The sequence below is a fragment of the Vibrio sp. 811 genome, assembly GCF_033339195.1.
In genome coordinates, this window is the sequence record NZ_JAWOUB010001006.1 from 1 (window position 1) to 507 (window position 507).

A 507-nucleotide genomic window follows, 5' to 3' on the forward strand; every position below is an offset into this window, starting at 1 on the left:
CTCAATATCTATCTTGTGCGTCATGGAAAAGTAGACGCCGCGCCTGGCTTACATGGTCAGACTGATCTCAAAGTGAAAGAGGCCGAGCAGCAGCAAATCGCCATGGCTTGGAAAACCAAAGGATACGACGTAGCGGGGATAATATCGTCGCCGCTTTCTCGTTGTCACGATTTGGCGCAAATATTAGCTGAGCAACAATTGTTGCCAATGACCACCGAAGACGATCTGCAAGAAATGGACTTTGGTGATTTCGATGGCATGCCATTTGATTTGCTTACTGAACATTGGAAAAAACTCGATGCCTTTTGGCAATCACCCGCTCACCATTCGTTGCCTAATGCCGAGAGCTTAAGCACATTTTCTCAGCGCGTTAGTCGCGCTTGGTCTCAAATCATTAACGATATCAATGACAACTTGTTAATTGTCACGCATGGTGGCGTAATTCGAATAATTCTCGCTCATGTTTTGGGCGTGGATTGGCGCAATCCTCAATGGTATTCGACATTG

General features: G+C 46.2%; 1 protein-coding gene. It reads left to right on the top strand.

Annotated elements, in window-relative coordinates; all coding sequences use genetic code 11:
- The coding region (gene cobC, locus R7Q46_RS30605) for an alpha-ribazole phosphatase (protein WP_318078770.1) at positions 1-507 on the top strand (507 nt) is incomplete at both ends.